Raw genomic sequence first — 23445 nt, forward strand, 5'->3', positions numbered from 1 at the left:
TATCTATGGCTTAACTATTTTAGAAGAAATAAAGAAAGATCCAAAACTAGCTAAAATCCCTGTTATTCTTCAAAGTGGAACCTCCGACCAAATAGAAATTCAAAAAGCCTATAATATGGGAATAGTAAGCTTTATAAGCAAACCATATAAAAAAGACGTAGTTTTAAAAGCCATCGAACAAGCCATTCAAAATAGACAATCTGAAAGTATCAATTAATTACCCCCCTATTGCAACGCAATAGTAAATAATATAAGCTTTACTAAAGCTCCAATTACTATAAGCATAGCGCATGAATGAAACTAATGTTTATAAATCATATGAGAAAATAGCCAGTTGGTTTGATAAGCATCGCTGTCGTGATCTTTTCGAAAAACCATATTTAGATATGGTAATAGATAATATAAAACCTAATGGAAAAGTTCTTGATCTTGGTTGCGGGATGGGAGAACCCATTGGTAAATATTTTATCGATAACGGATATCAATTAACAGGAATTGATGGTAGTAAAAAATTGATTGATATAGCTAAGAGCCGTTTTCCAAATACAGAATTCCTAGTTGAAGATATGAGAGAATGCAATTTAGATCAAGAATTCCATGCAATAATTGCTTGGCATAGTTTTTTTCATTTAACTCAAAATGATCAACGAAAAATGTTCCAAGTTTTTGAAAACCATATCTTACCAAATGGAGTATTACTATTCACCTCAGGAACAAACAATGGAGAAGTTTGGAGCAATAATGGCGGGGAAAGCCTATATCATGCATCTTTGTCCCCAGATGAGTATAAAAATTTATTAGCTCAACATAATTTTAGAATTATAAAACATAATATTGAAGATCGAAATTGTGGCGATGCTACAGTCTGGGTAGCCAAACACATTGACAAGTGATTATACTAAAGCAGATTCTATCTCATCAAGGGTCTTATTCATCAGTTCTTCATCCTTGCTTTCACACATAATTCTAATTAAGTCTTCAGTACCTGATTTACGCACTAGAAGCCTACCCCTATTCCCTAGTTTTGATTCAACTGATTTAATAACAGACTGAAAACTTGAACTCTTCATAATATCAGCAGCATTTTTTATTTTTACATTGCGTAATACTTGAGGTAAAGGAGTAAAAATATCAGCAACAACACTTATTGGCTTATCTTGGTCCTGTATTAAAGCAAGCATTTGCAAAGCAGCAACAAGTCCATCACCAGTGGTAGAATAATTACCCACAACAATATGACCTGACTGTTCTCCCCCTAAACTTAAGCCAAGCTCTTCCATTTTAGCTACCACATAACGATCTCCCACCTGAGTACGAATTACTTCTATCCCCTGACTATTAAGATATTCTTCAAAAGCTAAATTAGACATCGTTGTGGCTACGACTGTATTATCCTTTAATTTATTTTGAGATTTTAAATGACAAGCGATTAATGCTAAAATCTTATCTCCATCTATAACATTTCCTTTTTCATCAACCATATGAAGACGATCAGCATCACCATCTAAAGCTATCCCTAAATCAGCTTGATTTTCAATAACCGCAGCTGATAACTGCTCCAAATGATTAGACCCACAATCGAGATTAATATTAACTCCATTGGGACGGCTCCCAATTTCTATAACTTCAGCGCCAAGCTCCCAAAAAATTTTTTCTCCTAGATGATAAGCGGCTCCATTAGCACAATCTACTACTAATTTCAAACCTTTCAAACTTCTTGGAAAACTATTTTTAATAAATTCAATATATCGACCTGGAGCATCATCAATTCTTTTTGCTCTTCCAACCTTTTCTGGATCAGCTAATTTAATTAACTTAGGATCAGTCATAATCTCTTCTATTTTAGCTTCCACTTGATCAGATAATTTATGACCATCTGGACCAAATAGCTTGAGACCATTATCATAATAAGGATTATGAGACGCAGAAATCATCACTCCCAAATCAGCACGCATAGACTTAACCAACATCGCAACTGCTGGAGTTGGCATAGGACCAACTAAAAATACTTCCATCCCAGCAGACAAGAAACCTGCCGTAACCGCTGTTTCAAAAAGATAACCCGATAATCTAGTATCTTTCCCTATTATTACTCTACGACGAGAATCTTTACGAATAAAGAAAGTTCCAGCAGCTAACCCTAGTCTTAAAGCTGTCTCAGCAGTCATAATTCCTTTATTAGCAGTCCCCCTTATACCATCAGTACCAAAATATTTTCTCATTAGCTTATTTCCCTAATCAATACGCTCTGGCGAATATGGTTAGTAGAGAATTATCTCTACCTGTGAAAATACATTTTCCTAATTGTGATTTAGTTTTTAAAGGAACGCATCTTGCAGTAACTTTAAGCTGCTGTTTCAATTCATTTTCTGTTTCATCATCACCAGCCCAATAGGCCATAATGAATCCCGGCTGTTCTGATTCCTTTTTAAAGAACTTATAAAAATCTTCACGTGTATTGGCAGTAAAAGTATTTTCCGTTTGAAATTGCAAAGCTTTATTAAATAAATTATTTTGAATGTCTATTAATATTCCTTCTGCTTTTGCAATAAACTCATTAACAGAAACTGAAGATTTATCATTAGGATCAAAATCTCTTCTCCCCATAAATACTGTATTTTTATCTATTTCTTTATGCCCTATTTCAAGTCTAATAGGCACACCTTTTTTTATCCATCCCCATATCTTCTCACCATTGCTTCTTTCTTTTAAATCCACTTCAACTCTAATATTCTGACCATTATAGGTAAGGCTCTTAATTCTATTATTAAGATCTTGGCAATAATCTAAAATTCTTTGTTCATCTTCTTTCTTATGTACCAAAGGAATAATAATTACTTGAATTGGCGATACTTTAGGAGGAAGAACTAAACCATCGTCATCACTATGAGTCATTATAAGACCACCAACTAATCTAGTAGTAACGCCCCATGATGTAGTCCAAGCATATTCTTTCACACCTTTATCTGATAGAAATTTAATATCAAATGCTTTAGCAAAGTTCTGACCCATAAAATGCGAAGTACCAGCTTGCAATGCTTTCTTATCTTGCATCATAGACTCAAGGCAATAGGTAACATCAGCACCTGGAAATTTTTCATTAGCTGTTTTCTCACCTAATACAACAGGTACTGCCAACCAGTTTTCTGATAATTCTTTATATACCTGAAGCATTTTCTCAGCCTCTTCAACAGCTTCTTCTTTTGTTGCATGAGCTGTATGACCTTCTTGCCATAAAAATTCACTTGTACGCAAAAACATGCGAGGACGCATTTCCCAACGCATAACATTAGCCCATTGATTACCAAGAAGAGGTAGATCACGATATGAATTTATCCACCTAGAATAAGACTCTCCTATTATTGCCTCAGAAGTTGGCCTAATAATATAAGGCTCCTCTAATTCTCCAGCTGGAACTAATCCCTTTGCTTCATCTTCTTCTAATCTATGATGAGTAACAACAGCACATTCCTTAGCAAAACCATCCACATGATCCGCTTCTTTAGCCATAAAGCTCAACGGCACTAACATAGGGAAATAAAAATTTTGATGCCCTGTGGTCTTAATTTGCTTATCTAATTCTTGTTGAATATGCTCCCATATTGCATATCCCCAAGGCTTGATAACCATGCAGCCACGTACCACAGAATTTTCTGCTAAATCTGCAGCCTTAATAACCTCTTGATACCAGCCAGGATAATTCTTTTCTCTAGTTGGATTAATTGCCGTTCTTTTGTTCTTCATAAAATTATGTAGGAAGCAGAGCTACTATGCAGCCCCACCTTCTAATCCTTCTTTTAATGTTTTGCTTTTAGGAAATGATGATTTTCTAACTTTAGGTTTAGCATCAATTCTCTCTCTATTAATTCCTCTTCCTTCAAGCAAATCTTTAATCTCTTCTCCACTTAAAGTCTCATATTCTAACAAAGATTTAGCTAGGCTATGCAATTGATCAAGATGTTTCTCTAAAATTTCTTTAGCGTGCTTATACCCATCTTCAATAAACTTCTTCACTTCACTGTCTATAAGATTATTTGTATCGCTTGAACTAGCTTTTCCATGATGCCCAGCATATTGATCATGTTGTTCAGAATGATAAACAGGACCAATTTTAGAACTCATCCCCCATTCACTTACCATAGATCTTGCCATTTTAGTGGCTTGCATAATATCAGAAGATGCTCCACTAGTAACTTTCTCGGCACCAAAGATCATCTCTTCTGCAACTCTACCCCCCATAGCCACAGCTAAATCAGCCTTTAACTTAGCAAATGTAATAGAAAATCTATCACGCTCAGGCAAACGCATAACCATACCTAAAGCTCTTCCTCTAGGCATTATAGTTGCCTTATGAATAGGATCAGATTCAGGTTGATAGAATCCAACAATTGCATGTCCACCTTCATGATATGCTGTAAGAGTTTTTTCTTCATCTGACATTTTTAAAGATTTACGTTCACTACCCATCATAACTTTATCTTTGGCTTCTTCAAATTCAGACATCGTTACAACTTTTTGATTTCGTCGTGCAGAAAGTAAAGCCGCTTCATTAACCAAATTAGCTAAATCAGCTCCTGAAAAACCTGGAGTTCCCCTTGCCACCACTTTTAGATCAACATTGGGTCCTAAACGCACTTTCTTAGCATGAACCCCTAATACTTCCTCTCTACCAAGTAAATCAGGTACAGGAACCATTATTTGACGATCGAATCTACCAGGACGCAATAGAGCAGGATCTAAGACATCAGGTCTATTAGTTGCAGCAACAATAATAACCCCTTCATTAGCTTCAAAACCATCCATTTCCACCAGCATTTGGTTTAGGGTTTGCTCTCTTTCATCATTACCTCCACCAAGACCAATTCCACGATTTCTACCTACAGCATCTATCTCATCAATAAAAATAATACATGGGGCAGATTTCTTACCTTGCTCGAACATATCACGTACACGACTTGCACCAACACCAACGAACATCTCTACAAAGTCAGAACCTGAAATAGAGAAAAAAGGAACACCAGACTCACCAGCTATCGCTCTAGCAAGCAAAGTCTTTCCTGTCCCCGGAGGGCCAATAAGCAAGCAGCCTTTAGGGATTTTCCCCCCAACTTCTTGGAATTTCTTAGGGCTCTTTAAAAAATCAACAATTTCAGATAGCTCTTCTTTTGCTTCATCAATACCAGCTACATCTTTAAAAGTTACTTTAACATGATTCTCTGTAAGGAGCTTTGCTTTAGATTTACCAAAACCCATAGCTTTACTACCTCCTTGCATATTCTTCATAAAATAAATCCAAACCCCAACTAATAACAAAAGCGGGAACCATGACAGCAAAATTCCTACAAAAGAATTCATTTTTGAATCTAAAGGAATTGCATCAATACGCACTCCATTTTGCTTTAAACGATCAACAAGCTCCGGATAATTTGGCATATATGTAGCAAATTGTTTACCGTCATTAAAATGACCTTCTACATTATTACCCTGAAGAGTTACATCACGCACTACACCTTCATCAACCTTATTAAGAAACTCAGAGAAAGAAACCTTACTTGAATTAACACCTAAGCCTTCTCCACTAACAACATCATATACCACAACCAACAACATGATTGCGGCCACCCAAAACAATAAATTGCGCCCTATGTTAAACATATTCTAATTCTACCTTTTAATTTACTTGAATTTTAACCAACAATATAACAGTTGATATAGTGATTAGCTAGCATTTTTTCAAGACAAAGAGTCCATCTTATTTACTTTCTACACTCATAAACAAAAACTTCATCCTCTTCCTCAGCTGGTTTATTTCTATCAAAAGATTTTATTACTTTTATATCCTTAAAACCAATCTCTTGTAATAATTTGCGCAAATCATCTTTTTTATAAAGACGCAGCCTTAACTCTTCTACTTCTGTCTTTATAATACTATTATTCTCTATAAGCTCATATTTTTGAAAGAAAGAATAAATATTGTCTTCCCCTTGAGTTGGCAAAATTGATAACATTATCTCTGATTCATCACTTCTACGAACAACACTCCCTTTCCAAACACCGCTTTCTGGAAGCGACTTTATGGACTCCACTTCAAACAACAAAATCCCATCATTATTCATATGATTATAGAAACTCTGCAAAGCTTCTTTCACTTGAGACTCATCTGTAATAATTCCAAACGAACCACCAGGTATAAATATAAGATCGTATTTATCTTCTCTATCAAGATCTTGCACAAAACCTTGCCATATATTGGGCTCCAAATTTAATGCTTTAGCCTTTAAGCGCAAAGCCTCCAGCATATACTCACTGGCATCAAAGCCATGAATATTAAACCCTTCCTCCATCAAAGGAAGTAGAAACCTACCAGTTCCACACATTGGCTCTAAGACATTGCCCTTAGAGCTCTCTACATAGCTTCTATAAAATGCATACGCATCTTCAGGAGGCTTAGGTTTACTTAAATCATATACTTCGGTACACAAACTGAGATAGCTGTCTAGTTTTTTTATATTCATACAAGATCCTCATTAAATTATATTAAATTGATAATAAACTATACTTCTAACATTTTTTAAGCTTACAACCAATAATATAACTGTAAACCTATTGATTTACCTAACATTTCAAACAGCCATCTGTGTCTTTCTTATCTCTAATATAGCTTCTGCAGATCCAATTAATTTTTAATACTTCAACTAGCTCTACTACAAAAAAAACCTCTAACTTTTTTGTGTTATATTATTTATTCTCCAAAAGATTCTTGACAAATAGTCTGAAATTTATATTGTTATAGTTTATTGAACTAAAAATATATAGGATATAAAAATGGCACATCACGCCGCAGCTAAAAAAGCGATTAGACAAAATGTAAAGCAAAACGCAAGAAATAAATCTCGTTCTAGCGACATAAAAACTTTTGTAAAAAAAGTTGAGGAAGCTGTTGCTTCTAACGATTCTGCTCTTGCTCAAGATCTTTTTAAATCTGCTCAAGCAAAAATTATGAAAGGCGCTAAAAAGAATTTAATGAAGCCAAATACAGCTTCACGTAAAGTTAGCCGTTTAGCAAAAAAAGTTAAGGCAATAGAAGCTGCTTAAATAATAGCATGAGGGACTGCTCTTGTGGCTAGAACCAGCAAAATCGAACTTGTAGATATAATCCGACTTATTCGATCTGAGAATGTTGGAGTGAAAACTTTTTGGCATTTAATAACTTTATATAAAAATGCTAGCAACGCCCTAAATTACGTGGGAGATCTTTCTCTACGCGGCGGAAAAGAAAAATCGATAAAAATTTATCCAAAAACGCAAGCAGAAGAAGAAATAGCTGCTTGCGAGAAAAAAGGAGTTAAAATCCTTTCTTATTTAGATTACGACTTTCCTAGTTTACTTAAAACCACAGATGACTGCCCTCCTTTATTATTCTGTTTAGGAAATACTTCTTTACTAAACGGAAAAACTATTGCAATAGTTGGATCCCGCAATGCCTCTGCCAACGGATTAAGATTTGCTTACAAAACCTCTAAAACTCTAGCCATGAGTAAACAAGTTATAGTATCGGGATTTGCTCGTGGCATTGATAATGCAGCCCATAAAGCTAGCGTTGAGCATGCAACCATAGCAGTATTAGCTGGAGGTGTTGATCATATATATCCACCAGAACATGAAGAGCTTTACAAGGAAATATCAGAACGCGGACTAATTGTGGCAGAATTACCACTAGGAAGCATCCCAAAACCACAAAACTTTCCTCAACGAAATCGAATAATTTCTGGAATATCAAACGCAGTCGCGGTAATAGAGGCAAGCCTTAAATCAGGCTCCTTAATTACAGCTAAATTTGCTATTCAACAAAACAGAGAGGTCTTTGCAGTACCTGGTTTTCCTCTAGATCCAAGGTACCAAGGAAATAATTATCTACTAAAACAAGGGGCACATTTGTTAGAAACAGCTGAAGATATTTTAGACCTAACAGAAAACTCTCTTATCAAAGTAACTACATTGCTCGAGCAAAAAAAACAATTTCTAACTACTCCTAAAACCCCCCTTAAAATAAATTTTACTGAAAAAGAGTTGACACAAGCACGGATAGAACTCATAAATTTAGTTGGTATAAGTCCTACTTCTATTGATGAGATAGTATCTATCACTCAATTACCGGTTGGATTAGTCCTTACTGCCGTTGTCGAGTTAGAACTAGCTGGCAAAATAATAAGGCACTTTGGTAATAAAATTTCTGTTAACTTATAAATTTTAAAAATTATGGCAAATAACCTCGTTATCGTTGAGTCCCCCTCAAAAGCAAAAACTATTAATAAATACTTGGGAAAAGACTTTGAAGTTCTGGCTTCATTTGGACATATAAGAGATTTACCATCAAAAGATGGATCAGTACGTCCTGATGACGATTTTGCCATGGACTATGTAATTAGTGATAAATCTAAAAAATATGTACAAGCAATTGTGAAAGCAATTAAGAATTCTTCAAACATTTACCTTGCAAGCGATCCTGACCGCGAAGGAGAAGCAATAGCCTGGCATGTAATTGAAGCACTCAAAGAAAAAAAAGCGCTTAAAAGCGAAGTTAATGTAAAGCGAGTAGTATTTAACGAAATCACCAAAAAAGCAGTTAATGATGCTTTCTCTCACCCTCGTGATATTGACATGAATCTAGTTAACGCTCAACAAGCAAGAAGAGCTTTGGACTATTTAGTAGGATTTACGCTTTCTCCTGTATTATGGCGCAAGCTGCCAGGAAGTAAATCAGCTGGAAGAGTGCAATCCGTAGCACTTAGACTGATTTGCGAAAGAGATTATGAAATTGCAAAATTTGTTAGTCGTGAATATTGGTCAATCCAAGGTGAGTTCTTAAATAAAACTTCTCATAGCTTTATAGCAAAACTAGTTAGCTTAAATAATAAAAAACTAGATAAGTTTGATATTACAAAAGAAGACCAAGCTAAAGATATCGAGAAAACTCTTAAGTCTAAAGAATATTTAGTAACCTCTGTTGAAAAAAAGCGCACTCAGCGTCACCCAGCGGCTCCCTTTATCACCTCCACCCTTCAACAAGAAGCTTCACGTAAATTAGGTTTTAATGCTAGCAAAACCATGCAAGTGGCGCAGAAACTTTATGAAGGCATAGACATCAATGGAGAAGTAATCGGTTTAATCACCTATATGCGTACTGACGGAGTACAGATTTCTAATGAAGCTGTCAATATGGCAAGAGAGTATATTAAAAACTCCTATGGAGATAAATATATTCCTCCAGTAGCAAAAATTTATAAAAGCAAAGTGAAAAACGCTCAAGAAGCTCATGAAGCTATTAGGCCAACTAATATAAATTTAGAACCTAAATCGTTAAAGTCTTCTCTTTCTCCAGAGCAGTTTAAATTATATGAATTAGTCTGGAAACGTACACTTGCTTGCCAAATGCAATCAGCCGACTTTGATTTAACTGTTGTTGAGATCGAATCTCATGATAAACAAGCCGGCTTCAGAGCTACAGGCAGTATTATGGTCTTTGACGGATTCTTAAGAGTTTACGCCGAAGGTAAAGATGAACCAGATGAAGAAGATGAAGAAAAGAAACTATTGCCTCAAATAAATGAGCAAGAATCAGTTAACCTCAGAGAAATAACCTGTAACCAACACTTTACAGACCCTCCACCGCGTTATACTGAAGCCAGCCTAGTTAAAAAAATGGAAGAACTTGGTATTGGTCGCCCTTCTACATATGCTAGTATTATTTCTGTTCTCCAAGATCGTGAATATGTGCGCTTAGAGAAAAAAAGATTCTTTAGTGAAGATCGTGGAAAAATAGTTGTTACATTTTTAAAACTTTATTTCAAACAATATGTTGAATATGATTTTACTGCCAATTTAGAAGATGATCTAGATTTTGTTTCAGCTGGAAATATGGATTGGAAAGAATTGCTAAATAAATTCTGGAAAGATTTCCATCAACATATTGAAGAAGCAAAAGAAAAACAAAATGGTGATATAGCTCAATTAGTTAGTTCAAATTTAATTGAAAATTTAGCTATAGATAATGATAAAGAATGTCCGAGCTGCAAAGAAGGAAAATTAAACCTACGTACTGGTAAATTCGGTTTATATTTTTCTTGTTCAAAATATCCTGAATGTAAACATACTATGCCGTATAATAGCAATAAGTCTGTTTCTGGAGCATCTTTTGCCGATGCCAATAAAGTTCTTGGTAAACACGGAGATTTAGATGTGTTGCTTAAAAAAGGACCATATGGATATTACTTCCAATTAGGAGAAGGTAAAAACTGCAAACGCAGCGCATTACCAAAATTTATCTCCCCTGATGAAGCCACCTTAGAACATGCAGAAAAGTTGTTTGCCCTACCTTTAACTTTAGGAAAGCACCCCGAAGATGGAGAATTAGTTACTTTAGCACAAGGAAGATTCGGTCCCTTCATAGCTCATAATCAACAATATTTTTCTCTACCCAATAAAGAAGATATTTTTACAATGACTTTAGAACAGGCATTAAAAATTATCTCCGAAGGTGATAAGAAAAAAAACTCTACTAAAAAGAAGACAAAGAAGAAATAAACCTTAAGGCCATATCTGACCATTTAGGAAAACCTGAGAAATGCAGTTTTTCCCATTTTCATATACATCTAACTGAACAGACTAATTCAAAAAATTAATATGAAAGCTTATGACATTTTTTTCAGTTTATATAATATCTCTAAAGCTTCTTTTGGTGATAATTCATCAACATTTATACTTTCTACTAATTCTACAATAGGATTGCTTTCAACTATAATAGATTTTAAGTCTAAATCCATTTTCTGATCAGCCCCCTTCTCTAAATTGATTAGAATTTGTTCAGCCTTACGAATAACAATCTTTGGTAATCCGGCCATAGCGGCAACGTGAATACCATAAGATTTATCAGCTACTCCAGGAATTGATTTGTGAAGGAAAATAACTTTATTCTGCCATTCTTTAATTTGCATAGTATAACAAACTAGAGAATCAAGCTGACCGCTTAATGCTGTGAGCTCATGGTAGTGAGTAGCAAATAATGCTCTTGATTTTAAATTATCATGAATAAATTCTAAACATGCAGATGCAATTGAAACTCCATCATATGTGGAAGTTCCACGACCAATTTCATCAAGAATAATCAATGATTTATTAGTGGCATTATTCAAGATATTAGCAGTTTCTACCATTTCCACCATAAAAGTTGAACGCCCTCTGGCTAAATCATCTGCGGCCCCAACTCGACTAAAGATTTTATCCACTACGCCAAAATGAGCAGATCCAGCTGGAACATAACTTCCCATTTGGGCCATTATTGTTATTAAAGCATTCTGCCTTAAAAAAGTACTCTTACCTGCCATATTAGGTCCAGTAATAAGCCATAGATTCTGCTTACCAAATAAACTACAATCATTAGCAACAAACTCTTGTTTTTCTTTGTTAAGTGATTTTTCAATAATTGGATGTCGGCCAGCTTTAATTTTAAACTCAAGACTATTATCAACAATTGGCCGAACATAATTATTTTTAACCGCAATATAGGCAAAATTACATGAAACATCTATAACTGCAATACTATGTGCTAATAATGCTAAAGCATCTGCTTTGCTTAACACCTCTTCCACCAACTGAGAATATAAGCTGAGTTCTAACTTTAAAATATTATCTGAAAGATTCAGTAATTCACTTTCTAATTCTCTAAGCTCTGTACTAGTATATCTAACTGAATTGGCTAATGTTTGACGATGAATAAATAACTCATCTTTCATTTTTGAGGCATGCTGAGGCGTAATATCAATAAAATATCCAAGCACATTATTATAAGATATTTTTAAACTATTAATGCCAGTTTCTTTAATATATTTCTGCCTTAAATTCTGCAGTTGTTGTTTGCTATTATTTTTAAGGTCATTTAATTGATCCAAACGATGGTTATATCCAGGTTTTATAAAACCTCCATCTCGAGATAACATTGGAAGTTCATCACTTAATGCATTATCAAGCTCCATTAATAACCCTTCAAAACCACTAAAATTACTTATATATTGCTGCAAGTAATTACTGATTTCTCCTGTAAAATGAGCGAAACTTGCTGCCATATAATCTGAAGATTGCAAACTTTTCTGAATAACTTGTAAATCTCTTGGCCCACCTCTATTAAAACTAAATCTTGCTAAAGATCTTTCAACATCTCCTATATGAGCCATAGTTGAAATAAGTTCTTGGGTAAGCTCAGTATTTTTAAGAAAGAACTCAACTAAATTAAGCCTATTATTAATAGCGTCCACATCTATTAAGGGAGCAGCAAAATATTGACTAAGAAGCCTAGAACCGGCACTAGTTTTAGTCTGATCAATAAGATGAAGTAAACTTCCTTTTCTTTCTCCAGAAGTGCTAACATTAAGCTCTAAATTACAACGAGTTGCAGCATCAATAGACATAAATAATGCATTATCAAGTTGCTTAGGGAAGCCAATTCTTGACTCTGAACTCTTCTGAGTTAGTTCAACATATTCTAATATAGCACCACAAGCAATTAACTCTACAGGACTATATAAACCAAATGCCTCGCTGCTAACAATAGCATAATATTTTCTAATTTTATGTTCAGCTTTTTTCAAATCAAAAAGGTTATTTGCCTGAATAGTAACAATTCTTCTAAAATCAGCCAGACTTGATGATATGTCATCATTTTGATATAGTTTATCGCTAACAAGAATTTCCTTGGGAGATATTCTAGACAAGTCATTATTTAACGAAAGAAAACTAGTTTTTGTGGTATAAAATTCTCCAGTAGAAATATCTGCCCAACTAAGAGCTACTTCATCCCTAATAGCGGCAATTGAAACTAAGAAATTAGAAGAGCCGCTATTAAGCAAATTATCTTCAGTTATAGTTCCAGGAGTAATAATTCTTACAACCTCTCTTTTTACAACGGCTTTGTAACCTCTCTTTTTAGCCTCTTCAGGACTTTCCATTTGCTCACAAATGGCAACCTTATGCCCATGCTCTATCAACTTAGATAAATATCCATCACTGCTATGGAAAGGAACTCCACACATTGGAATATCTTGCTCTTTGTGCTTCCCTCGTTTAGTTAAAGCTATTCCTAATACTGACGCAGCAAGAGTTGCATCATCAAAAAACATCTCATAAAAATCTCCCATTCGATAAAATAAAATATAATTTGGATATTCAGATTTAATATCTAAATATTGCTTCATCATGGGAGTTGTATTACGATCACTAGCGAAGGGAAAACTTTGTTGGGTCATTAATACATTCTTTATCTTTAAACATTATAGCTTTAATATATATCAACCACTATCTAATTTAAAGATTGATTTACAATATTTTGGATATTATAAATAATAGTATATGTTTTATACTCATTAACATCATAGAAAAACAAATGAAAAAAAATAATATAATAGAAAAATGCATAGAACATGGTTTATTTGCTAGCAGATGGCTGATGGCTCCTTTTTATATTGGTCTAGCTCTTTCTCTTGCCTTGTTAATGTTCAGCTTCATAGAAGAATTATGGCATTTGCTTTTAACAATAAATGATCTTTCTCAAACAGATGTAATTCTAGGAGCATTATCTTTAATTGACTTATCTCTCGCAGGTAACCTAGTTCTAATTGTTATCTTTTCAGGATATGAAAATTTTGTTTCAAAATTTGAAATTGATAATTTAGACCAACCTGACTGGAAAGGATCCATTGATTTCTCCACATTAAAACTAAAACTAATATCATCTATGGTGGCAATATCTGGTGTTCAATTATTAAAAATATTTATGTCTGATAAACCTCTCAATCCATCACAATTTAAATGGCTTCTTATAACCCATTTCTTATTTATAGTTTCAGGGGTGTTCTTATCTATCACTGATTTTATATCAGCAAAAACAAAAACCTTAAAAATAAAAGGCCAATGATTACTATGAGTGATGTTATTTATGTTTATCTGGTTTGTATTTCAGCATTGGTTATTTTATTAGGTGTTATGGCAAAAAATATCCTTCAGCTAAAAAAAGCAAACTCTAATGAAAAAAAAATATAAGCGCCTACAACTCATTATAATTATAATTGTATTATTAAGCACTGGTTTGTGGTTGATTTTAAAAAACTTCAATCAAAATATAGTGTTTTTCTATAGCCCCAGTGAATTGAAAGAAAAATCTATTAATAATCAAACTATTAGAGTTGGAGGACTTGTTGAAGAAAATTCTATTGAAAAATTTAATAACGGACTAACCACTAAATTTAGTTTAACTGACGGCAAAAATGATATAGTTATTAAGTTCACTGGAGTTCTACCAACTCTTTTTCGTGAGAAGCAGGGAATAGTTGCGCAAGGAAGATTTGTGGACGATATATTTATTGCAAAAGAATTGCTTACAAAACATGATGAAAACTATAAACCGAAAGAAATTTATTGACCCATCTTCACAATGGTTAAGCAAAACATTATTACTATAAAGAATAATAATAACACTAACATAGTATAATTTTTATACTTAAGATTCTTATTTTTTTTCATGTCAATTACTCCAAGCCTTATCAATAATTGCACTTAAGAATAATACAAAAAGATATAAAATAGAATAAGCAAAAACCTTACCAGCTATTTTATTCTTAAAATCTAAATATAAAGCTATCACCATGGCTAAAAAGATTAAGTTTAGAACACAGGCAGTATATAAATATATGTTCCCAACAAAATGAAAAACAAACGGTAATATACTTATAATAAATAGTAGCACTGTATATATTAGAATCTGCATCTTTGTTGACTGAATTCCAGATACTACAGGCATCATAGGAATATTAGCTTTTTTATAATCATCTGAGCGATATAAAGAAAGAGCCCAAAAATGAGGAGGAGTCCAAAAAAATATTATCAAAAATAATATAATTGGCTCAATAGTAATCTGATTAGTAACGGCAACCCAGCCAATCAATGGGGGTAAAGCTCCTGCTGCCCCACCAATTACAATATTCTGAGGAGTAGATCTTTTTAATAAAACCGTATAAATATAACAATAAAAGAAAATCGTAAAGGCCAACAATAATGCTGAAAGAATGTTTACTGCCAGCCCCATTAAAGCAACTGCAGCACAAGACAAAAATACCCCTAAATATAAAGCATCTTCTGCTGCAACTCTCCCTGATGGAATAGGGCGTTTCTTAGTTCTAGACATAATATTATCAATATCTTCATCATACCACATATTAATGGCACCAGCTGCTCCTGACCCAACAGAAATACATAATATGGCTATCGCAGCAATAAACAGATTAATCTCTCCAGGCGCCAGATAAAGACCTGTAATACCCGTAAATACAACTAAAGACATAACCCTAGGCTTTAACAGATTAAAATAATCACGAACTCTCGACTCTAGTTCTATATCTTGCATAATTTGATCTTAATTTTGATGGTTGCTATCAGTAACAAACTAAAGCAATTGTTAAGAAAATTCAAATGATTTTAATTTACACAAATCAAAAAAATTGCTATCTATAACTTAAAAATACCAGAAGCACGAAAAAAGAACTATGAATATTTTATGTATCACTCATGCAAACTTTGAATCACCGGGGGTTATTCAAGAATGGGCATTAAATAACGGTTATAACTTTAAAATTGAAACCCCATATAAAGGAGAAGTATTATCTTCCATAGATAATTTTGATTTTCTAATAATCATGGGTGGACCACAAAATGTTAAAAACCTTCAAAAACACCCCTACTTAGCTAATGAAATTAATTTAATTAAAACAGCAATTTCAAAGAATAAAAAAATTCTAGGAATCTGTTTGGGTGCACAGCTTATAAGCGAAGCATTGGAAATAAAAACTTTAAGCAGCCCTGAGAAAGAAATTGGTGTTTACCCTATTACTCTCACAACAGAAGGAATCAATGATCCATTATTACAAAACATGAGCAAAAGTTTTCCAGTAATTCATTGGCACAATGATATGCCAGGAATAGATAACACATCTGTTTTGTTAGCCTCAAGCGAAGGATGCCCAAATCAAATTATAAAATATAAAAATAATGTATATGGATTTCAGTGCCATTTGGAAATGAACCTAGACTCTATTATAAAAATGATAGCAGCAGCGCCTGAAGATTTGACCCCATCAAAATTCACCCAAACAGAAAAAGAGTTATTGGCACAAGATTATACAAACATCAATCGTCGTATGATTGATATTCTAGAACAATTCATAAAATTATAGGTTTATACTTTCTTACTAATCTGCTATTCTCTTTTAGGTAATCACTGGCCTTATAACCTCCTGAATAATAGACTAAGATGGAATTCGGTTTTTTTATTTTTGTAAAATTAATGGCTCTATTTGGCCTGATAGGCCTAGGATTCATTGCTCATAAAGTTTTAGATATTGATAGAATTTCTATAGCTAAATTGGTTTTTTATATTCTTTCACCAATAGTTTTTTTTAATGCTGTAGGAAAATTGGAGTTAAATTTATCTATCGTTATATTACCTATAATGATCGCTGCATTTGGAAGTATTATAGCTATATCAACCTTTATGATATCAAAAAAATATTGTAACAATCTAACTAGAGCAACTTTCTCTTTTATTTCTGCTAATTCAAATGTTGGTTATTTTCTACTGCCAATCGTTTGGGAGTTTTTTGATGACGTGGCCGCTGGAATATTCGTAGTGATGGTATTAGGAAATAGTATATATGAAAGCACAACCGGATTCTTTATTGCCTCCAGAGGTAAATTTAGCATCTATGAAAGTTTTATAAAAATAGCAAAGCTCCCTTCTCTTTATGCAATGATTTTTGGTTTCATAGTAAGCGGGGTAGAACAGTTTGCTGTTCCTAAAATGTTCAATGATGTATTTGCAAATATTCAAGGGGCTTATGCCACTTTAGGTATGATGATGATTGGTTTTGGCCTTGCAGATATTAAGGATTTTAAATTAGACTTCAAGTTTATTAGCGCAACTTTTGTAGTGAAATTTATTTTCTGGCCCTTATTAGCTTTAACTTTTGTTACTCTAGATAAAACATTACTACATACATATGATCCAATAGTTCATAAAATGATAATATTATTTTCTACAGCTCCATTGGCTGCTAATAATATTATTATCTCAACTGTTCTAAATCTTCATCCTGAGAAAGTAGCAGCTAGCGTTATTCTAAGTACAGTTTTTGCCTTATTTTATGTTCCTACCATGATTGCAATATTTAACCTAGCCTAAAAAATAAAAGAGATAATATAATGAACATTACAAAAAAAAATCTAGCACTTGCATATCAAATTCTTGCTCACCTTAAAATGGATGACCATACCTACACTCATCTATCCGCTAGAGTTCCTCAAAAAGATCAATACTATATTTATCCTTTTGGTCTAAGATTTGAGGAAGTAACAGAAGAGAGTCTTCTTAAAGCTTCATTAGATGGCAAAGTTATAGAAGGAGAAGAATATCAATATAATAGAACTGGATATATAATTCATGGAAATATATACCAACATCGCTTAGATATCCAAGCAGTCTTTCACTTGCATACTCCAGCATCAGTGGCGGTATCAGCAATGAAAGAAGGACTCCTTCCTATCAGCCAATGGGCGTTGCATTTCTATAACCAAATATCTTACCATGATTATAATTCATTAGCCCTTGATCATTCTATTCATGGAGTTGATTTAGTAAAAGATTTAGGAAAAAACAATACTATGCTAATGCGTAACCACGGCATGGTAACTTGTGGTAAAACTATTATGGAAGCCCTTTTCAGAGCATATCACCTTGAAATGGCCTGTCAAACTCAATGCTTAATTCTACAAAGTTCTCAGAAAATAGTATATCCTCCAGAAGAAATATGCAAGCAAGCTGTAAAGGATCTTTTAAGCTTCGAAGAAAACCTAGGCATAAGAGATTGGCACGCCTGGGTTAGAGCAATAGAAAATAAGAAATCTAAATTATGAAAAAGTTTTTTATTATCTTGTGGTTAAATTTTCTTTTAAACGGATGTAGTACATTTAAAGAAACTATATCGCAAAATGACTCTCTAACTTTTGAGGTAAGTAATTATATTTCACAGCATGTATCAGAAATACCAATAGTTATAACTAACAAAGACTTAGTAGTAAAACTTACTAACGCTGCCAGTGCTGAAAAAATAATACTTAACTTTCAAACTGACATTAATTCATTAAGTTCTATACAAAATATGTCTATTAGATGCATAAGCCAATGTGGAATTGAATTTGTTGGAGAATTAAACAAAATACAGATAAAAAACCTAACTCTAATAAATGCACATTTGCTTACAAACCCTAATATTTCTGTAGAAAACATTTATATTAAATCTTCAGAAGCAATAATAACTGGACTTCCCCTAAATGCCAATAACACTAAAATAACCATAGCCTCATCACAAAATATGCTATCTGTACAAAAACTTCTAAAAGGAATAAATATTATTCCAGGAACAGGTGAATTTGTTTATGACACTAAAGTCATATATAACCAAGACGGAAAGGCAATTAACTCTAATAACAATGCAAATATTTCTGACGCCTCCTATAATATTGAAGAATTATCTAAAACTTTCCCAAATCTAAAATGGACAGCCCCGGTGGTTTCATGGTTTGGAGTTACTAAAGATAATTATAATATGGATGTATCTAACATAGAAATTATACCTGGAGTAGAACATAAAACCACTGAAATGTCTGAAATCTGGAAGTCAGGTGAATATGATAGAGAACACGCCCATTTAATATCAAAAGATTTACAAAACCGCCCTAACTACGGAGGAACAATCAATGACAATAGCCTGGTTAGATATATAGAAGCATTAAATTCTAAAAACTTTAAGGTGATGTTCTACCCTATGATTTTGATGGACATTCCAGGGAAACCATGGCGTGGATATATAAAAGCCAAGAATCCAGATGATATCCATAAATTCTTTACCAAAAAGAATGGTTATAACGAATTCATCTTACATTATGCTCATTTACTAAAAGGCAAAGTAAATGCCTTTGTTATTGGATCTGAAATGCAAGAATTAACACAATCTACAGATGAACGTTATTCTTACCCGGACCCCAAACATTATCCCGCCGTAGTAGAGTTAATTAATTTAGCCAAAAAAATAAAATCTATTTTAGGACCTGATGTTATCATTACGTATGCTGCAAATTGGGGAGAGTATCACCATGATAAAAATGGCTTTCACCATCTTGATCCATTATGGTCATCGCAATATATTGATGTAGTGGGAATAGATGCTTATTTACCTATAACTAACAAAAGCATGGGTGATATTAGCATAGAAGAAATAAAAAAAGGATGGAGTTCCGGAGAATTATGGGATTACTACTATGACCGCAATAATAAATCTGATATTATGCCTGAATGGGGATTGAAACAGATTGAATATTGGTGGAAGAACGAGCATTGGTCTCCAAAAGGAATCAAAACCGAATGGAAACCTAAAATGAAACCCCTATGGTTCACAGAATTTGGTTTTCCATCAATGCATATGGCAACTAATACACCTAATAAATTTTGGAATCCAGAAGCAATTGATGGGGGAATTCCTAAAAAGTCTAGCGGACGACCAGATTTTTCTATTCAAATGAGAGCAATTAGAGGTACTCTAGAATATTGGCGAGATAAAAATGAAATAGTTCAAAATATGTTTCTATGGGCATGGGACGCAAGACCTTCCCTATATCAGTCAAACAAACTAGATATATGGTCAGACGCAGAGCTATGGTCAAGAGGGCATTGGATTAATGGGAAAATAATACCTTTAAGTCAGGTAAAAATATTAAAGGGATTTAAGGTAAATACCCTAGAAACTAATGCTAATGAATTAATAATAGAAGGGACTTCAAGAGCAGAAAAAATAATTGCTAATAACATACAATACATTCCTTAGAAATTATTATCTTAACAAGGGCATATCCTTCTCTTAGTTATTAGTTGAGAGGAGCAAAAAATACATACTATAGTAAATTAACTTTATTTAAGGATTTATATATGCTAAATTAAAAGGAAAGATGTTAACAAAAGCATGTAGTAATGATCTAAGATTAAGAGTAATAGAATACATAAAATCTAGTAATAGCCAAAAGTCAGCAGCTTTATTATTTTTACTTGGTAAAACTGCTGCTAACAGGTGGTAGCTCAAATATACAAAATAAGGATCTGTGCTATCTAAAGCTAGCAGAGTTATTTGAGGCTTGGGTGGATCAGTTTTTAGTAAAAGATTTGCAAGTTGGACGAGTAGTTATTGTGGATAATGCCTCCTTTCACAAATCTGCAAAGATTAGAGAATCAATTGAGAATGCTGGATGTAAACTAGTGTTTCTTCCTTCATATTCACCAGATTTAAACCCTATAGAAAAATTTTGGGTTAATATGAAAAGATGGATAAAAAGCAATATCTCATAATTTGATCAATTATATGATGCTCTTGCATCCTTCTTTTTAATACCTAATCCAGGTTAGCCCCTATATCACCTATAAATTCACCATATAATTCATCTATCTGTGATACTGGCGCACTTTCACTTAATTTATTGAAAGCACTAATCGACCCTTCTACAAAATCTGGATGTTCAGGCCACCTTTCTGTCAAAGATTCTTTTACCAAATTCGCATATGCTTTTCTCACTGCTTGCGCAACTTTTTCTTCCCCTGCCCTTGCTTCTATTCCTTCTCTATATGTTTGTGCAGACTCTTCGCTAAATCTTTGTGCTGAAGTTGGTAATAAAAAATAGGTAGTTAATATAGCTCCAGTTATGGCAATTGTAACTACAGAAACTTTTCCCCAAGTTGGAAGAGGTTCCCAGAATTCATTCATTTTATTTGAAATAGGGCAAAATATATTATCACTTAACCAACCATTATTCTGGCAAGAGTTGTTTTCTTCTAAAGCATCATTGCTATAAGATAATAATTCTTCGTCTGAGCTAGGTATAGATACAATATATTTATTCATATCATCAATAGTTTTTAATAGCTTTGTTTGTTCTTCTTGAATAGTTGTAACTTGAGCATTTAGAGCTAAAACTTCTGCATCATAATTTCCTTTTTCTGCTGTACAAGTTTTAACTTGTGTTTCTAAGTTAGAAGTCTCTTCTATAAGTGTAGTAACTTGTATACCAAGATCTTTTACTTGTTTGTTCAAGCTTTTTATTTTTTCATTTGGTGCTTCTATAAGATTTTTATCTTGAATTTTGTTATTAGACATTAATTTTCTCCTAGTACTTTTAGTTGTTTTATGTTTATAGACAGTTGTCACAACCCATGAAATCAGAACTATAGCTTTTTATTATTAATTGACTTTTATGCGCTTGCTTGGTTTATTTATTAACCTTTACTTAACACAAATTAACGTTGATTAATAACATAGGCAATAATGGAAGTCAATAAAAAATGTTGAAAATTAATTAGGGCTATTAAATAAATATAGACATATTTTGTAAAAGGCTCTATATGTCGTTTTTATAGAGCTTTCTGATGATCACATGCAAAAATTGCGGTAGCACTAAATACGACTGTCGCAGTCTTGGTCAATTAGGAATAATAGTGTGTAGCTTACCATATAATCAAAAATTGCTTCTGATATTTAAGTCCAAGAGCAAGTTAATAATAAATCTAACCCAAGTGTAAATATCTTGATATCCTACAAACTTGAGCTGTAATTTATTTATTATTTTTCTTACGGAACTCCAACCCTGCCTTAACAAAATCACAAAACAAAGGATGAGGATCAAATGGTCTTGATTTTAATTCTGGATGGAATTGAACCCCAACAAACCAGGGATGATTATGATTTTCCATAACTTCTGGCAACGCTCCATCTGGTGACATACCAACAAACTCTATTTGATGCTCAGCAAATAAAGGAATATAATTAGCATTCACTTCATAACGATGACGATGACGTTCATGAATATCCACTTTACCATAAGCTTTAGCTGTTTTAGAATGAAACTTAAGCTTAGCCTCATAACTTCCAAGACGCATTGTTCCACCCAAATCATCATCATCTGAGCGAGTTTCAATTCTATCTCCTCTACGCCACTCTATAAGCAACCCAACCACTTTATTTTCACAATTAGGTTTAAATTCTGTTGAATAGGCGTCCGTCAAATGACATAAATTTTGAGCTGCTTCAATGACTGATAACTGCATACCAAGACATATACCAAAATATGGAACTTTATTAACCCTAGCATAAGTAATAGCCTTTAACATGCCTGCAATACCTTCACTACCAAAACCACCTGGAACCAAAATAGCGTCAACACCTGACAACTTATCTTCAATATTTTTGTCAGTTAAAGCTCTAGCATTTACCCATTTTATATTAACTTTAATTTCTTGCGCAAAACTTGCATGAGTAAGCGCTTCAATCAATGATTTATACGCATCACTAAGCTTAATATATTTTCCAACAATAGCCACTCTCACTTCATCTTTTAAAGAATTAGTACTATGTATTTTTTTAGCCAAATTATTCCACTTCTCCAACCCTGGAACCTCACTATATTCAAGATTAAAATATTTCATAATCTGAACATCTAAACCATGTTCATGCAGCATAATTGGAACTTCGTAAATACTTTTAGCATCCAATGCCGGAATTACATCTTCCTCTCTAATATTACAAAACAAAGCTATTTTTTTACGATCTTCTTCTGGAATCTCTCTATCAGATCTACACAACAGAATATTAGGTCTAATACCTATAGACTGCAACTCTTTCACAGAATGCTGAGTAGGCTTTGTTTTTAGCTCTTTTGCAGATGGAATATAGGGCACTAAGGTTAAATGTATATAACAGACTTGATCATTTCCATGTTCATGGCCAAACTGACGAATAGCTTCAAAAAATGGTAATCCTTCAATATCCCCCACTGTTCCACCAATTTCACATAAGACAAAATCTGTATCCTCTACATCATCTGCAATAAACTCCTTGATTAAGTTGGTAATATGAGGAATAACTTGAACTGTCGCCCCTAAGTAATCACCACGCCTTTCTTTAGATAATAGTGTAGAATATATTCTGCCAGCCGTAGTATTATCTCCCTCTCTTGAGTCTATTCATGTAAAACGCTCGTAATGACCAAGATCAAGATCTGCCTCAGCTCCATCTTCAGTAACAAAAACTTCTCCATGCTGATAAGGACTCATAGTACCTGGGTCAACATTAAGGTATGGATCTAATTTACGTAACCTTACTTTATAACCACGTTCTTGCAACAACGCAGCTAAGCTTGCAGAAGCTAATCCTTTACCTAAAGAAGATACAACACCACCCGTAATAAAAATAAATCTTGTCATTTTATACCTTAACTCTATTCGCTAGTAGGTACTTGAGGTGCAACGGA

At 33.5% G+C, this 23445-nt stretch carries 19 protein-coding genes and 2 pseudogenes; 13 read left to right on the plus strand and 8 right to left on the minus strand.

Annotated elements, in window-relative coordinates:
* Both N4A31_04810 and N4A31_04815 read left to right on the plus strand, forming a co-directional pair.
* On the plus strand, nt 1-217 hold a 217-nt coding region (locus tag N4A31_04810; protein MCT4635546.1), incomplete at its 5' end, for a response regulator.
* Between the two features lie 73 nt (nt 218-290).
* Nucleotides 291-893, plus strand: coding sequence for a class I SAM-dependent methyltransferase (locus tag N4A31_04815; GenBank protein MCT4635547.1), 603 nt, complete (start codon nt 291-293; stop codon nt 891-893).
* Here the strand turns inward: N4A31_04815 and glmM are convergent, their stop codons facing one another.
* The 4 genes and pseudogenes from glmM to N4A31_04835 form a co-directional block, all read right to left on the minus strand.
* A complete protein-coding gene (glmM, locus tag N4A31_04820) occupies nt 894-2222 on the minus strand; it encodes a phosphoglucosamine mutase (GenBank protein ID MCT4635548.1) in 1329 nt (442 codons plus the stop codon).
* A gap of 16 nt (nt 2223-2238) precedes the next feature.
* A complete protein-coding gene (gene proS, locus N4A31_04825; protein ID MCT4635549.1) occupies nt 2239-3744 on the minus strand; it encodes a proline--tRNA ligase in 1506 nt (501 codons plus the stop codon).
* Nucleotides 3745-3873: 129 nt separating this feature from the next.
* Nucleotides 3874-5655: pseudogene (gene ftsH, locus N4A31_04830) on the minus strand (ATP-dependent zinc metalloprotease FtsH).
* 101 nt (nt 5656-5756) lie between these two features.
* Nucleotides 5757-6515 (minus strand): class I SAM-dependent methyltransferase, encoded by a 759-nt coding sequence (locus N4A31_04835; protein MCT4635550.1) that lies wholly within the window; start codon nt 6513-6515, stop codon nt 5757-5759.
* Nucleotides 6516-6825: 310 nt separating this feature from the next.
* Between N4A31_04835 and rpsT the strand changes: the two genes are divergently transcribed.
* The 3 genes from rpsT to topA are packed head-to-tail and all read left to right on the plus strand — an operon-like array spanning nt 6826 to nt 10584.
* A complete protein-coding gene (gene rpsT, locus N4A31_04840) occupies nt 6826-7095 on the plus strand; it encodes a 30S ribosomal protein S20 (protein MCT4635551.1) in 270 nt (89 codons plus the stop codon).
* Between the two features lie 24 nt (nt 7096-7119).
* Nucleotides 7120-8247 carry a DNA-processing protein DprA gene (gene dprA / locus N4A31_04845; protein MCT4635552.1) on the plus strand — a complete coding sequence of 376 codons (1128 nt, stop codon included), beginning with the start codon at nt 7120-7122 and terminating at the stop codon, nt 8245-8247.
* Nucleotides 8248-8259: 12 nt separating this feature from the next.
* Entirely contained in the window at nt 8260-10584 is a 2325-nt protein-coding gene (topA, locus tag N4A31_04850; protein ID MCT4635553.1) for a type I DNA topoisomerase, read from the plus strand.
* Nucleotides 10585-10691: 107 nt separating this feature from the next.
* On the opposite strand, the gene mutS is transcribed toward topA, so the two are convergent.
* On the minus strand, nt 10692-13298 hold the full coding sequence (gene mutS / locus N4A31_04855) for a DNA mismatch repair protein MutS (protein ID MCT4635554.1): 2607 nt from the start codon (nt 13296-13298) through the stop codon (nt 10692-10694).
* A 137-nt stretch (nt 13299-13435) separates the two neighbouring features.
* Between mutS and N4A31_04860 the strand changes: the two genes are divergently transcribed.
* Nucleotides 13436-13966: a TIGR00645 family protein gene (locus tag N4A31_04860; GenBank protein ID MCT4635555.1), complete on the plus strand. Its 531-nt coding sequence runs from the start codon at nt 13436-13438 to the stop codon at nt 13964-13966.
* 108 nt (nt 13967-14074) lie between these two features.
* Nucleotides 14075-14470: a cytochrome c maturation protein CcmE gene (gene ccmE / locus N4A31_04865; GenBank protein MCT4635556.1), complete on the plus strand. Its 396-nt coding sequence runs from the start codon at nt 14075-14077 to the stop codon at nt 14468-14470.
* Nucleotides 14471-14572: 102 nt separating this feature from the next.
* Here the strand turns inward: ccmE and cyoE are convergent, their stop codons facing one another.
* Nucleotides 14573-15451 (minus strand): heme o synthase, encoded by an 879-nt coding sequence (gene cyoE, locus N4A31_04870; GenBank protein MCT4635557.1) that lies wholly within the window; start codon nt 15449-15451, stop codon nt 14573-14575.
* 139 nt (nt 15452-15590) lie between these two features.
* Here cyoE and N4A31_04875 point away from each other — a divergent pair, with 139 nt between their 5' ends.
* From N4A31_04875 to N4A31_04900, 6 genes are all read left to right on the plus strand, one after another.
* On the plus strand, nt 15591-16277 hold the full coding sequence (locus tag N4A31_04875) for a homoserine O-succinyltransferase (GenBank protein MCT4635558.1): 687 nt from the start codon (nt 15591-15593) through the stop codon (nt 16275-16277).
* Between the two features lie 77 nt (nt 16278-16354).
* Nucleotides 16355-17281, plus strand: a complete 927-nt coding sequence (locus N4A31_04880) for an AEC family transporter (GenBank protein MCT4635559.1) — start codon at nt 16355-16357, stop codon at nt 17279-17281.
* Between the two features lie 20 nt (nt 17282-17301).
* Complete coding sequence (locus N4A31_04885) at nt 17302-18012, plus strand: class II aldolase/adducin family protein (protein ID MCT4635560.1); 711 nt, start codon at nt 17302-17304, stop codon at nt 18010-18012.
* Nucleotides 18009-19979, plus strand: coding sequence for a glycoside hydrolase TIM-barrel-like domain-containing protein (locus N4A31_04890; GenBank protein ID MCT4635561.1), 1971 nt, complete (start codon nt 18009-18011; stop codon nt 19977-19979). Before N4A31_04885 ends, N4A31_04890 begins: the two co-directional genes overlap by 4 nt.
* A 121-nt stretch (nt 19980-20100) precedes the next feature.
* The gene (locus N4A31_04895) at nt 20101-20226 is read left to right on the plus strand and encodes a hypothetical protein (protein MCT4635562.1); all 126 of its coding nucleotides are present in this window, start codon (nt 20101-20103) and stop codon (nt 20224-20226) included.
* The gene (locus N4A31_04900; GenBank protein ID MCT4635563.1) at nt 20198-20494 is read left to right on the plus strand and encodes a transposase; all 297 of its coding nucleotides are present in this window, start codon (nt 20198-20200) and stop codon (nt 20492-20494) included. The genes N4A31_04895 and N4A31_04900 overlap by 29 nt, the downstream gene beginning before the upstream one ends.
* 43 nt (nt 20495-20537) lie before the next feature.
* Here N4A31_04900 and N4A31_04905 read toward each other — a convergent pair whose 3' ends face one another.
* Entirely contained in the window at nt 20538-21296 is a 759-nt protein-coding gene (locus N4A31_04905; GenBank protein MCT4635564.1) for a hypothetical protein, read from the minus strand.
* 455 nt (nt 21297-21751) lie between these two features.
* Nucleotides 21752-23398: pseudogene (locus tag N4A31_04910) on the minus strand (CTP synthase).
* Nucleotides 23399-23445 lie beyond the last annotated feature (47 nt).

The sequence above is a fragment of the Rickettsiales bacterium genome (assembly GCA_025210695.1).
Taxonomy (GTDB): domain Bacteria; phylum Pseudomonadota; class Alphaproteobacteria; order Rickettsiales; family CANDYO01; genus CANDYO01.

Bases quoted from the DNA above. Each gene is read 5' to 3' on its own strand.
- N4A31_04815 (MCT4635547.1), top strand. From the start codon at position 291: ATGAATGAAACTAATGTTTATAAATCATATGAGAAAATAGCCAGTTGG.
- glmM (MCT4635548.1), bottom strand. From the start codon at position 2,222: ATGAGAAAATATTTTGGTACTGATGGTATAAGGGGGACTGCTAATAAA.
- proS (MCT4635549.1), bottom strand. From the start codon at position 3,744: ATGAAGAACAAAAGAACGGCAATTAATCCAACTAGAGAAAAGAATTAT.
- N4A31_04835 (MCT4635550.1), bottom strand. From the start codon at position 6,515: ATGAATATAAAAAAACTAGACAGCTATCTCAGTTTGTGTACCGAAGTA.
- rpsT (MCT4635551.1), top strand. From the start codon at position 6,826: ATGGCACATCACGCCGCAGCTAAAAAAGCGATTAGACAAAATGTAAAG.
- topA (MCT4635553.1), top strand. From the start codon at position 8,260: ATGGCAAATAACCTCGTTATCGTTGAGTCCCCCTCAAAAGCAAAAACT.
- mutS (MCT4635554.1), bottom strand. From the start codon at position 13,298: ATGACCCAACAAAGTTTTCCCTTCGCTAGTGATCGTAATACAACTCCC.
- N4A31_04860 (MCT4635555.1), top strand. From the start codon at position 13,436: ATGAAAAAAAATAATATAATAGAAAAATGCATAGAACATGGTTTATTT.
- ccmE (MCT4635556.1), top strand. From the start codon at position 14,075: ATGAAAAAAAAATATAAGCGCCTACAACTCATTATAATTATAATTGTA.
- cyoE (MCT4635557.1), bottom strand. From the start codon at position 15,451: ATGCAAGATATAGAACTAGAGTCGAGAGTTCGTGATTATTTTAATCTG.
- N4A31_04875 (MCT4635558.1), top strand. From the start codon at position 15,591: ATGAATATTTTATGTATCACTCATGCAAACTTTGAATCACCGGGGGTT.
- N4A31_04880 (MCT4635559.1), top strand. From the start codon at position 16,355: ATGGAATTCGGTTTTTTTATTTTTGTAAAATTAATGGCTCTATTTGGC.
- N4A31_04885 (MCT4635560.1), top strand. From the start codon at position 17,302: ATGAACATTACAAAAAAAAATCTAGCACTTGCATATCAAATTCTTGCT.
- N4A31_04890 (MCT4635561.1), top strand. From the start codon at position 18,009: ATGAAAAAGTTTTTTATTATCTTGTGGTTAAATTTTCTTTTAAACGGA.
- N4A31_04895 (MCT4635562.1), top strand. From the start codon at position 20,101: ATGTTAACAAAAGCATGTAGTAATGATCTAAGATTAAGAGTAATAGAA.
- N4A31_04905 (MCT4635564.1), bottom strand. From the start codon at position 21,296: ATGTCTAATAACAAAATTCAAGATAAAAATCTTATAGAAGCACCAAAT.